General features: G+C 32.8%; 10 protein-coding genes. All 10 read right to left on the bottom strand.

What is annotated here, in order from left to right; all coding sequences use genetic code 11:
- Positions 1-15 precede the first annotated feature (15 nt).
- The 10 genes from copZ to FI644_RS12405 all read right to left on the bottom strand — a co-directional run bounded on the left by copZ (position 16) and on the right by FI644_RS12405 (position 12031).
- Entirely contained in the window at positions 16-222 is a 207-nt protein-coding gene (gene copZ / locus FI644_RS12450) for a copper chaperone CopZ (RefSeq protein ID WP_053478782.1), read from the bottom strand.
- Positions 223-234: 12 nt separating this feature from the next.
- A complete protein-coding gene (locus FI644_RS12445) occupies positions 235-582 on the bottom strand; it encodes a metal-sensitive transcriptional regulator (protein ID WP_053478781.1) in 348 nt (115 codons plus the stop codon).
- A gap of 211 nt (positions 583-793) precedes the next feature.
- A complete protein-coding gene (locus FI644_RS12440) occupies positions 794-2020 on the bottom strand; it encodes a TraB/GumN family protein (protein WP_053478780.1) in 1227 nt (408 codons plus the stop codon).
- Positions 2021-2266: 246 nt separating this feature from the next.
- Entirely contained in the window at positions 2267-2962 is a 696-nt protein-coding gene (locus tag FI644_RS12435) for an ABC transporter permease (RefSeq protein ID WP_053478779.1), read from the bottom strand.
- Positions 2955-3878: an ABC transporter ATP-binding protein gene (locus tag FI644_RS12430; RefSeq protein WP_142108429.1), complete on the bottom strand. Its 924-nt coding sequence runs from the start codon at positions 3876-3878 to the stop codon at positions 2955-2957. Before FI644_RS12430 ends, FI644_RS12435 begins: the two co-directional genes overlap by 8 nt.
- 205 nt (positions 3879-4083) lie before the next feature.
- Complete coding sequence (locus tag FI644_RS12425) at positions 4084-5019, bottom strand: sensor histidine kinase (RefSeq protein WP_142108428.1); 936 nt, start codon at positions 5017-5019, stop codon at positions 4084-4086.
- Between the two features lies 1 nt (position 5020).
- Positions 5021-5722 carry a response regulator transcription factor gene (locus FI644_RS12420; RefSeq protein WP_142109019.1) on the bottom strand — a complete coding sequence of 234 codons (702 nt, stop codon included), beginning with the start codon at positions 5720-5722 and terminating at the stop codon, positions 5021-5023.
- A 584-nt stretch (positions 5723-6306) separates the two neighbouring features.
- Positions 6307-7932, bottom strand: coding sequence for a hypothetical protein (locus tag FI644_RS12415; RefSeq protein WP_142108427.1), 1626 nt, complete (start codon positions 7930-7932; stop codon positions 6307-6309).
- Positions 7933-8298: 366 nt separating this feature from the next.
- Positions 8299-10041 (bottom strand): UvrD-helicase domain-containing protein, encoded by a 1743-nt coding sequence (locus FI644_RS12410; RefSeq protein ID WP_142108426.1) that lies wholly within the window; start codon positions 10039-10041, stop codon positions 8299-8301.
- On the bottom strand, positions 10031-12031 hold the full coding sequence (locus FI644_RS12405) for an AAA family ATPase (protein WP_142108425.1): 2001 nt from the start codon (positions 12029-12031) through the stop codon (positions 10031-10033). The genes FI644_RS12410 and FI644_RS12405 overlap by 11 nt, the downstream gene beginning before the upstream one ends.
- Positions 12032-12590 lie beyond the last annotated feature (559 nt).

Genomic DNA, 12590 nt, shown 5'->3' with positions numbered 1-12590 from the left:
CTAGAACGCAAAATATTAGTTTACATCATATCCTTGATCATCAATCGTTTCTTTAATTTTATCTAATGATACTTCTGTTGAAGAATACTCAACATCTACTGTTCCATTTTCAAGTTGAACGTTAACCTTAGAAACACCTGCTAATTCGCCTACGCTTCCTTCGATTGCTTTCACACAATGTCCACATGACATGCCTGCTACATTTAGAGTTACTTTTTCCATCTTTAACACTCCTTATTTTTTCATCAATTTATGAATGGTTACAAGAACTTCATCTAATACTTCCGTATCTCCCTCTTGAAGGCGATCAACCACACAGCCCTTTAAATGCCCTTCAAGAAGAATTTTTGCAACACTATTCAACGCTGATTGCGTCGCAGAAATTTGCGTGATCACATCATCACAATAAGTGTCTCTTTCGATTAAGCCTTTTATTCCGCGGATTTGTCCTTCTATACGGTTTAATCGTGTGACAAGATTACTTTTCACCTTATCAGAATGATGGCTCTTTCTTTCACTCCCGCTTGAACAGCAGTTTTCTTCTTCTGACAGCATTGCATCTTTTTCTAGATCGAAACCCATATGGTTTTCCCCCTTGCGCTTATTATATTATACCCCCGTATAGTATGTAAAGAGGTATTTCATTAAAAAATGTGAATTTTTTTTGACTGTTAATTACTATTATAATACATTCCCTTTATGTAACAAAACCGCTGCCTTTATTAGGCAGCGGCTATTATCTGTATTCATCAAGTGCTAACCTTCAGGTGGCAGCTCTCATTTAAAAAATGTTCTATTGAAGTTTTTCAATCTTTAATCCTTTATTTTCAAGTAGCTTGATGATACTCATATCACCAAAGTAATGTCCAGCACCCACGACGACAAAATATGTTCCTTTTGAAGTACCTGTTAGATACTTTTCAATTTTATTCGCCATCCCCACATTTCTGTTATCAAACATTTCAGTCATATAGGCTTTGTATTCTGGGCTATTATCAGGAACGCTAAATAGTAATTTTTCAATGGCAGCATCATCGCTCGTTTGCCATGCCTTTATAAGCGGTGCTAGTCCATCATTAGCATTATCAGTTTTTAAAGAGTCTTCAAGTAACTTGATTTGTACATCTTCTGAGAATCCAGACAGCATGTTGATTTGGAATTCTGCTCCCTCTAACTCAATGACCTTTTTATTACCTGCATTAGACAAGAAATAATGATCAATTCCTAATTCAGCTTTATATTTAGGATCCATTGTTTTTAAACTATCTAAACTCATGCTTAAATACCAAGGTTTTAAATGCTTGATCTCGTTCATATCTCCACCATAGCTAACAAAGGTATCTGTTAGTTTCTTGTAAAGTTCCTTTGAGATATGATCCTCAATCGTTGAACCGTCTTCATAGACTGCCTTTTCAAGGATGGTCTGTTGGAATTCAAGAGGATTTAAGTTAAGGATATCTGCTTCTACAGCTAAATATTTGGATTCATTGAATGCTTTCATTATTTTTGAATTTAACGGATAAAATTCTTCGATTCCCAAATGTATGGAACCTAGCATATAAACCGTATTGCCATTCTTCTCTGCCTTCCAGAAGAATCCGCCCTCATTTTCAGCAACCTGTTCCGTCTTACAGCTAGCCGCTTTGAGCTCTGCTAGCTTTCGCTTGGAAGGAGTTTCGTATTTAATAGAGCTATCTTTTTTGATATACTTGCCGCCGCCAACGCCATAAATATCACTGGTAGAAACATTTTTAAAAGAATAAACTCTATACTCACCTTTAACAGGGAGTGCTTTATCAGCTACTAGCTTATTGTCTTTTAAAGAGTATAACTTTGTTTCTTTTAAGATAGTAACCTTTCCTAATTGGCCACTCTTAAGTTCCGTTTTCCCCCACATAACCTTTTTAGGAACACAGTTCTTTGCACTGTCCGATGCAGCAAATGCTGAACTGACTGAAAATGATGAAACGAGGAATACAGCCATGACAAGCATAGCAACACTCTTAAATATTTTTTTCATTATCATTCTCTCCTCTCTAGTAAAAAATATACATTAATAGGAATCTATTAACAAATATACATGTTACCTTAATCTGACAGGAGTCTCAATACTATTAGTCTTTTTTTTTAAAAAAAGGTCTTACCTTAGATTTTCAAACAAGGTATATAATATTAACTTTGTTCCAACGTCCATTTCCCTTTATTGACCTGCATAAACAAAGCCCATGATTTTTCATGGGCTGACTAGGTACTTAACTACGATTCATTAATGAATCACGTCTTTATTTTCTATATTACGTATGGCTAAATAAGCAGTAATGGCTCCAATTACAGCGAGTGAAATCGGTATAAGGACAATGGAGTTTAAGGTAAAACCATTCATATTCTGACAGACAATTAATACTATAAAAATGGAAGATATGATCGTAGTAGATCCGGAGAACTTTCTCATCCCAAAGTAGAGAGGAATAAGACTCATACAGCTTGCTGCTAAAGCATTCATTACAACACTTGCCGAATGTTTTCCTAAGCCTGATAATGTAAGCTGATCAGGGACCATTTGAGCAAATTGGTCTACCAAATAAAACCCGCCACCTACAAAAATGTTAGCTGCTACTATATTTACGAACGTAAAAATAACAACAATTAGCAGTTTCGCTATTATAAGAGATTTGCGGTTAATTGGATACATAAAAAGGACTGTTATCGATTTGTTTTTATATTCATTAATGACTAATCTTGAAATAAGTACCGCTGCAAATATAATAAATGTTGCTCTGATGAGTGTTTCGATCAGTTGCAATGCCATAGCATAATCTTCGAAAACTCTTGTGCCCTCCAACTTTTCCACATAGCTAATAAGGCAAATGACTCCTAGTATAATAACATTTGTAATGAGTGAGCTTCGTACATATCCTCCCATTTTATACTTTTTCATTTCCAATTTAATTAATTTAAGCACTGATTCCACCTCCGTTCAACAGCGTTAAGAAATGGTCTTCTAACGAACTATTCTTCTTATGGATAGATTCAATGACAATATCATTCAAAACGAATGTTTTTGTTATTTCACTTTGTGGTACGGAGGAATCATACACTCTAATTAAACGATTATCAATGACTCTAAAATTAGTAATCTTTAATATATGCTCTAATACAAATACGGATTTTCTGCAATCATTCGTTACAAACTCAATAAATTCGGTATTCTTTTCACGAATCTGTTCCATCGCTACTTCCTCTATTAACTTCCCTTGGTTAATTACTCCAATTGTATCTGCTATTTGTTCAATCTCCCCTAAAATATGACTAGAAACTAAGATAGTTACCCCATATTCCGCACTTAATAATTTGAACAGGTCTCGAATTTCCTTTATTCCAACAGGATCCAGCCCATTAATCGGTTCATCCAAGATAAGCAATTCCGGTTTCGTAACAATAGCTCTAGCAATGCCAAGTCTTTGTTTCATACCAAGAGAGAAGTCCTTCACTAACTTATCATCAACATTTTTTAAATGTACAAGATCCAGTGCTTCATCAATGGCCTTGCTTTCATGAAACCCCATATACTCACAATGAAGCTCCAAGTTTTTCTTTGCTGTAAGCTTTTCATAAAAGATTGGGTACTCAATAATCGTTCCCATCCTTCCTAAAAGATGATAGGAGTGATTCGTTAGTTTTTCACCAAATAGCTCAATTTCTCCACCCGTCGGTTTTACCAGATTTGTAATCATCCTCATGATCGTTGTTTTCCCCGCTCCATTCGGTCCAAGAAAACCATAGATTTCTCCTTTTTTAATATTCATATTGACATTCGATACAACTTCTTTACCCATATACGTCTTTGTTAATTGTGTAGTTCTTACAATGTAGGTCATTTTTGAATCTCCTTTCATTTTTTCAGTGTCCTATCTATTGCCATAAGCTGTAGTGAAGATGGGGAGCATTATTCATGCATGGCTACAAATTCATTTCTTACTTTTAGATTAAGGAACAGAATTCACTTTTTCCTTACGCAATTCTTACAATTTTCTTAAGTTCAAATAAAGAGAACTCGTCGTTAACTTCCGAAACGAGTTCTCCTTAATATGTCATTCGTTTTAATGTAAAAGAAAAAACTGTTTTCTCATAAGGTATACTGCTCAGCTGAATGGATCCACCCAATTTCTCAACTAACCTCTTAGTAATGGTAAGACCTAATCCACTTCCTTGATAAAATTTATTCCTCGAATCCTCAAGAGTGTACATTCTTTCAAACACTCGATCTTTATACAGCTCATTTATACCTTTTCCTCTGTCCCAAATATCTACATAAACAAGCTCCTCTTCATTTCGTAACGATAAACCAATCGTCCTTCCATCTTTCCCATGCTGAATAGCATTCGAAATGAGGTTATTTAAAATTCGATCAAGAACTTCCAAATTACCCAATGCATAGATCGGAGAATCAGGAATTTCAATATGGACAGTAAACCCTTTAGCTGTTAAAACATCATAATAATCTAATATGTTTTTTCTGCAAATCTCATTCATATGTACTCTTGTCATCGAAATATGTTTATCTTCAGCTTCCAATTTGGCCAAATCGAAAAACTTATGGATCAGATCAATTACTTCAATTGTTTTTTTATGAACCTTAGATAATATAAGGCTCCTCTCCTCCTCGTTCATTTCACTATCTAGTTGGATCATTTCGATGTAGCCTAATACAACCGTCAATGGCGTCTTTAAATCATGAGAAATATTAGAAATCATCTTTTTTATCGATTGCTCAGATTTTTTATAATTGGCTAATGCGTTTAGATTAACGTCTAACAGCTGATTTAATTCATTTACAAGGGCAATAAGTTCTTTATCGTCCGTGAAAAGCAGTACTTTTTCATTAGTAGAATTGGATGTAATGTCATGTAATTTTCTTTGGATTTGCTTTAAATTCTTACTCCTCATTTTATTCGTATTATATTGAACAAAGGTGATTAAACATAAAATTAGGATGATAATAAGTAAAAAGATTGCCATATTATCGGCCATCCCACTTGTAGCCAATACCCCAAAGCGTTTTGATATACTTTGATTCGGATGGATCATCTTCTATTTTTTCCCTTAGCCTTCGGATATGGACATTAATCACGTTTTCATCACCGAAATAGTCATCATTCCAAACGAGGTTGTAAAGTTGTTCTTTTGTAAATACACGCTTTTGATTTGTAATAAATAGTTTTAACAGCTCAAATTCCTTTGCTGTAAGCTTAAGCTCTTGTTTCCCTTTAAAAACAGAGTAATTGTTTATGTCTACTCTCAATTCACCAAATGTAATTTCATTCTTACTTTCTCCACAATCTTCATAATTAGAATACTTTGTTGCCCGCCGGATGGCTGCTTTTATTCTTGCTGACAGCTCTAGCAAAGAAAACGGTTTGGCTATATAATCATCTGCACCGAAGCCCAGCCCTAACGCTTTATCAATATCACTGTCTTTCGCAGACATTATTAATATTGGAATCGAGCTTTTTTCTCGAATGATCTTGATTGCTTCAATTCCATCTAACTTCGGCATCATGATGTCAATTAAGATAAGATCAAATGCTTCTTTCATAAACATTGATACTCCATCTTCCCCATTACATGCGATTGACACATCAAAGCCTTCCTTGGTTAAATAGCTTTTTACCATTTCACTAATCGAAAGATCATCATCAACAAGTAATAGCCGATGCTTCATAGTCTCTTCTCCCTGCTCTTTAAGTTTTCTATTCACCTGTTCTCCTATTTACTAATTTCTTATTTTAATAGTACAGATATTTAACATTTTTTGTCGATTGTTTTTTTACGGTTTTTTTCTCTACTGGAAATTTTTAGAGGTAAATTCGATGCACACTTCGGTAAAACTAACTGATAAGCCAAATAGGCAGTTGTTATAAAAAAAACAGATGCTGGCTCGCATCTGTTTTATTCCCATTGATAAATTATGTTCTTGTCTCTATGGTTTCCATCTTCCAATTTACTTGACTGAATAAATCTCTTGCGTTAATGTAATTTTTCATTAACCTCCGGAATCTAGTGTTGAGACTGTCACCATTTAATTTTGATTTTTTTCATTTACTTCCGGAATAAGGTTTTTCTTTCCCTTGTAGTTTGTATTTCTATTCATAATCGAGCGGAAAAAATTAGTGCGTTCTGTCATACTTAACTGAAAAAAACATCCATTCAAATTTTAGGAATGAAAGGTTTCTGACATAGAAGGAGTATGATTAAAATGTAAATTCTTAAGATTATTCATAAAAATGCTCCCTTCCCTCTAAAACTCTATCTCTTTTCAATAAGATAATATTTTTCAAGTGTCTTTATAAAACCAGTTGTCTCTCTAATATCAGCTAGACCATCATGTTTTTTCAGAAGTTTAAGCAGTTTCTTACGATCATAAAAGCAATCAAAGTTAGTGGGTTTCACCCTTGTATTATTAAACTCTTCTAGTTTTTCTTTTGCTTCATCAGAAAAATTCGCACTAGTAATGTAACAGGCTTTTATTTGGTGTTTTTCCAATCCACTGCTTTTTAAGAAATGTTTTTTAGCAATTGGATAGGTTTTTCCGAAGAACCACTGTATAGTATTCTTTTCATCCTTCGATCCCAGATTAATAATAGTTGAAATCTTGAAGCCCTTTAGTTCTACTATTATTATTTCGTTCCTGGTTTTAATTACAAGATCGTATTCATACGGTTGCTTAGTGGGTTCATCAGGATTTTTTATATATACAGAATGCTCGACATAATCCTTTGGGAATAGGTTTGTAAAGATAGTAAACATTAGTGTTTCAAATAGATCGCCTTTAATATTTTGCAAGTTCTCATTTTGACCACTTTCTTCAATTGTATCAAGTGACTCTTGTACCGTCTGAATAATTTTCACACTATCGATTTCCGACAAGTGAAAGTTGTCCTGTATTAATCTTCTTAAAGATTGAATGTTATTGAGAATGCTTCGCACCTTAAATCCTAGTAAAGATTCCAACGAAAAATTAAGAATATGCAGCTTTTTTAATTGTTTTTTTGTCTCATCTTCAATATCCATGTAAACAATTATTGGCACTACTTTTCTCGGACCATTTTCTGGCTTAGTACTGTTCCTAATTAATTGAATACGTTCATAAAACGATTGTAAATCAATGTCTGAATAGGTTCTATAAAGTAAAATATCGGCGACAACGATAGAACTTGAATCTTCTTTATTTAAATCGCCAAAATGGAATCCAGTTGTTTTTGTAAAAGAATGAAAATCAAAAAGGAAATCATTAAATACAGCGCCCTGACTAGGGTTATCTTTACTTCTGTAAATTGGGCGTTCCGAAATAAAACCATGGTCCGAGAACCAACGTAATATATCTACAATTAAAATTGTATCTTCTCTCATCTTTTCTTGATGCTTAGAAATCAGCTCATCACAAACCGCAACTTCAGAACTTTTAATAATAAACCGTTCACCAGTAGCTAAAGTCTTTATTGTAATAAAGTCATAGCTGACTAACCTTTTTAAATCTTCCTTTAACGAAACCGTTTTGTATTTCTCAAAGTTGCTAATAGGAGTAGATGTTATTTTGATAGCTTCGTACATAGAGACAATTCCTTCGTTGATTTCCAATAGTGAAAGTAGCCTGAATAACGGCTTTCTATATTGTTTAGAAATCTCTTTAATTGTTGCTAAGTTTAAGGAACTAGATGGATGCATATAGAAATATTGTCCTTTACTGAAGCTAAAAGGCATACTTGATTTAATAATATTATTTTGGGTTGCTCTTCGTACTAACTGTCTTGAATAGTTATTGCTTATGTTGAATTTATTACAAAGTTCTTCGTTCAAATCTGTTGCAGAATAGAACGAACTTGGGTCTTCAAACAAAGATCTTATGAAATCATTATATTTATTAGTTTTCATTTTGTAACGCTGCCCTTATAAAAATATTATTCTTTCTATTAATACTGGTATCGTACTTTCTACAAAAAACCCTATTATATAAATGATTGAATTTATATTATCTGTAACGTTTATTTTTTCTTACTACTTTTGTAACTTAAATTTCTTTTATTGGTCATGGTTCAAAGACCGATGAATTTGATATTATAAGTAACCTCCCATAAATTCCAAGAAAGAATTTTTGAATTTCAAACTTACTTCTTTCCTATATACTTTTATCTCTAAAAGAATAAGTATTTAGGTAATTGTATTATGGATTTTTCATAAATATAAAAATTATCTTTTTCTTGTTTAGGCGTGTTAGAATTAACTACCATGAATTTCAAACTAACATTCCTTTATTATCCATTCTCCTTTCATTTTCTCACGTACTTCTTCAGTACAAAGATCCTTATGGAGTGCATATACAAATAGATGTGTAACTCTACTAATTGCTACATATAATAAATTGTGGTCTGTATATCTATAACCAATATCACTGAGAATCCCATATCTATGAAAAAGTATATCCGTGAGAGGACCTTCATCAAAATTTACAAGTAGAGCTGAACGTAAGGTTTCACCTTTTACAGAATGTATGGTAAATACATCGTTCTCTGTTTGTTCAATTCCATCTACTCTACTATCCGAACAATTTAATATATCTTCAATTTCATGAAATATTGAGTTCGTAATGTTAATTCTTGTTACTCCCTTTTCCTGTAGTAGATCATTTATAAACACTTTTAGTCGCTGCTTTCTTTCAGCATTAATCCCTAGTTTTATGAGATCTAATAATATTTTATTTAACTCCATTATTCTATTATGGTTTTTAACCCATTTTTTCAATTCAGTAATGCTTTCACTGTCGTTTCTAATCTTTTTACATACAAATTCGATTACTAAACGTTTTAAGTGAACACTTATTGTCTCTAACTCCTTAGACTTCTTATTGCTATACATTATTCCTGGCTTTATTCTAGAGGTCCATCTCTTATTCCAAACTAAAACTTTATCGCTCTTTTTAGAGTCTTTAAAAGGCTGAGACTGTTGTTCGTACTCTGTAATAATCTTTTTATATGCTGTATATATTTGATTCTCTTCTTCATACAATAGAATAATTGGTGCAAAAGAAACTTTTTCCTCAGGTGTTTGAATATTTACTGTAGGCATTATTAAATTCAAAGGTTTTGAGATTTCTTTTCCAAAGCGATTTGTTACATTTAATTGAAAAATCTGTTTCTCATCAATTTCAGGCATTGGTTGTCCATACATGATTGTTTGATAAGGATCTCCAATTATTTGCATTATGTTATCTTGTGAATTAAATATTCCTCTCAATAAGTCAATTCCTGTAGGAGTTGTATCTTGAAATTCGTCGATAAATATATATTTAAAGCGATTTCTAAGCAATTCTCTATAATGTGAGTCAGTCAAAAATAATTTGGAAAACAAAAAAGTGTCATCGTACTCTAAAAAACCTTGCTTTTTACGTAAGAATTTTGATTCTAAAGCATCAGCCCTATATTTTTCAAACTTTTCCCATCCGCTGGTGTTTTCTATATCTATACAGCCCCGAGAACTATCAAAGTAAAGAGTGCTTTCATAAATTTTCCCAGCTATAAATGCCCTTGCGCCATCCTGCATAAAAGAATATCTTCTAGTTAGAAATCTTTTATAAAACTCTAAATCATTAAAAGATTGGTCATCAAAAAATAAAGTGTTATGATTGTACTCTTTTTTAAAAAATGGTAGCACACAATACCTATTAAAAAACTCGTGTATTGTACCAATAAAATGAGGATGAGAGATGCTCGCGATACCCGCTTTTTGAAGTGTAGTATTGATCTCATTAACAGCCACATTTGTATATGTAATAATACAAACGCCTTCTTTACTCCCAATTTTTTTTAGGCATCTTAGTAATAATACTATTTTTGCAGCCAGTGCAGTTGTTTTTCCTGCACCTGGCCCCGCTACAATCGTTTTTGTTTCGAACAATTCAATAAACTCTCTTTGCAAACTATTAAATCTTCCATCACCCAATAAAATTCTCTCGACAAGTTCATATTCTAATTCATCAAACTGCAACGTTCTCTCCTCCTGTTACATGTTTGATTGCATCTATTAAGTGCTTCAATACTTGATCTTGTAATAATCTATCTTTTAAAGATTCTTTATTGTCTATCAGGAATTTCGCAAATTGTTGAGCTACTATAGACTTAGAAACTTCCTTTTTCAATAAAAAAGAATAAACTTTCGTGGCCCTTTCAACGGGGTCTACTATCGCTTCCCATATTTGCTTTTGTTCCTGTCTGTTTGATTCTTGGACATAGTGACATTTTAGTAAAATATCTTCAAATTCTTCCCTTAAATCACTATGTGCTATAGAGTGCTCTAACGTCCATGGTTGAGAGATATATACTTTTGTTTGTTCCACATTATTGAAGTATCTTTCTTTAATTTCATTCTCTTTACCTATTTTACATTCATTAAAATTTGGCTCTACAGTTTGCAACAATGATTCTATACTTATACCTATTTCTTTAAACTTTTGCTTCAGTTCTGCCCCTGAGAATTCAGCTCTTATTTTTTCACCATAAATTGTTTTAGACTTGCTTATTACATCCTTCATCTGAACATATATGTTTTCTTCTAGTTGACTTTTTAATTGTCCACTTTCATAAAAGTCAGCGATTTTCCTATTTAATTCTCTATCTACTTTTAAATAACAAGGTTCTTCATAATACTCAACTGGTTTTAAATCTAAATCGGTTATTATAGAAACTGGAAAATTCATTGGGTTATTAACATCATCTCTAATAAAGATGGATGAATATCGTTTAAATGCCAAATTGCCAACATTAATAATTGAAACACCATATTTATGCAAGGGTCGGTCAATGACCTCTGCAATAGATGGTAATAACAAGTTCTCTGCATCACCTTCTACAAAGATGACGCCTCTAGCAAAAAATAAATTAGCTTTAGTTGCATCTAAAAACCTTTCTAAAAATTCATAGTCATCTGCTTCTAATTTTGTTTGGCCTTTGTTCATCGGAAAAGCTTGTTGATTAAAGATAAAAATAATATTTTCTAAGGATATAGAAGCTGCTAACACTGGGCTATGGGATGTGAAGATATATTGCATACCTGATTCATCAGCATTTTTTTCGAAGTGTTTAATAACTCGTAGTTGTGCTTGTGGATGAATATGGGCCTCTATCTCTTCTATCAAAGCAATTTTTGGTCCTACTTCTGTTTCACTGAGCAACAATAATTCAACAGCCATAAATAATAAGTTGGAGCTTCCTAAGCCAGTTCCAATCTCTCCTAAGTTCAATTCTAACTTTCTTAAAATCTCTGAGAAATTCATTTCCCTGTTCTTTATCTCAGGTTCTTTCTTATTATTCTCCTCAAAGAATTCATTAACAGTTAGTCCAATTTTACTCAACACCGGTTCATTTAGTACTCTCTTTAATTCATCAAAAGCATTTGTAAAACTATCAACAATCTTTTGTTTTTCTGTGCTATCATCTGAAAAATCTCCTAAGCTTTTTACTACTTGAGCTACTCGAGAACGTGTACCTGGGCTTAATTCAGTCGCAGCATCTCGTAAGGGCTTAAGATATGTCACTGTTAATAATTGTCGAACAGTATCTTCCATACCCACTTCTAAATTTTCCGGACCTGCTTTTACGCTTCTTTTAATTTTCTTCTGTTTATTAATATCTTCATAAATCTCTGCTTCCATTACAATGCGAAGTTCAGAAGTTTGTGATTGAAGTGATAGCCATTCATAAAAGTACGCTTCTTCTTGTGGACTTAACTTTTTAAATGTACATTCAATTTTTAATGAGGTACTATCTTTATGAAAGTCTTGTTCTGTCACCCAATTAATATCATGACTGTTTGTTCCTAGAATTATTTTGATGGCGTCGATAATTGCAGTTTTTCCTGAATCATTTTCACCAACTAAAATATTTAGCCCTTCCTTAAATTCAACTTCCATCCCAGGGTTTCCATCTTCACCTACTGAAAATTTCCGCCAGTTCCATAATTTCAAACTATGTAGATACATCTCTTATCCCTTCCTTCCGGTCTATCCTTTACCCCAATAATGATGAATTTGTCTCCTTCATGACGGGAATTGGCCATTGCCATAATGTCAGCAATTAGGTCCATATGCTTGTCTTCCGAATATTATTTTTCTTTAAAGTCTAGATATTCAGCCATTCATAAGAAATTCTTCATTTTTCCATAAAGGTTCTCCTTAAGCAAAAGATTTACATAATTATCAATTCGACAAATCTCCCCATTTTTCCTATATTTACTAAAGAAATTTTAAGAAGTCTTAATGAAACATTCAATTCAGTTTTTACATGTAAATGCAAAAAGGACCGGTATTGGTCCTTTCCTATCTCAAATAATAGAGCTTTCACTTTCACAATCCTTATAAATCTCTTCAAGAATACAGTTCCAAGTTTTTCTTTAATATGATTTTTTCGATTGAATTTTTAATCAATTAATAAAATTTTATATAAAGTAAGGAATCAACATCCACGTCCCTAAGTCTTTCTCCCTTTTTGTAAGTTCGAAAAGTTCCTAATCAGCCAATAACTACTTCACAAAGAAGCAGA

Origin of the sequence: Cytobacillus solani (assembly GCF_006704205.1) — a bacterium.
Taxonomy (GTDB): Bacteria; Bacillota; Bacilli; order Bacillales; family Cytobacillaceae; genus Cytobacillus; species Cytobacillus solani.
Note: the sequence above shows the minus strand (reverse complement) of the source record. Positions and strands in the feature narration are given on the sequence as shown.

What these genes read in the sequence shown, in the direction of transcription:
- FI644_RS12440 (WP_053478780.1), bottom strand. Translation starts at nt 2,020, where the DNA reads ATGAAAAAAATATTTAAGAGTGTTGCTATGCTTGTCATGGCTGTATTC.
- copZ (WP_053478782.1), bottom strand. Translation starts at nt 222, where the DNA reads ATGGAAAAAGTAACTCTAAATGTAGCAGGCATGTCATGTGGACATTGT.
- FI644_RS12405 (WP_142108425.1), bottom strand. Translation starts at nt 12,031, where the DNA reads ATGTATCTACATAGTTTGAAATTATGGAACTGGCGGAAATTTTCAGTA.
- FI644_RS12420 (WP_142109019.1), bottom strand. Translation starts at nt 5,722, where the DNA reads ATGAAGCATCGGCTATTACTTGTTGATGATGATCTTTCGATTAGTGAA.
- FI644_RS12430 (WP_142108429.1), bottom strand. Translation starts at nt 3,878, where the DNA reads ATGACCTACATTGTAAGAACTACACAATTAACAAAGACGTATATGGGT.
- FI644_RS12445 (WP_053478781.1), bottom strand. Translation starts at nt 582, where the DNA reads ATGGGTTTCGATCTAGAAAAAGATGCAATGCTGTCAGAAGAAGAAAAC.
- FI644_RS12425 (WP_142108428.1), bottom strand. Translation starts at nt 5,019, where the DNA reads ATGGCAATCTTTTTACTTATTATCATCCTAATTTTATGTTTAATCACC.
- FI644_RS12415 (WP_142108427.1), bottom strand. Translation starts at nt 7,932, where the DNA reads ATGAAAACTAATAAATATAATGATTTCATAAGATCTTTGTTTGAAGAC.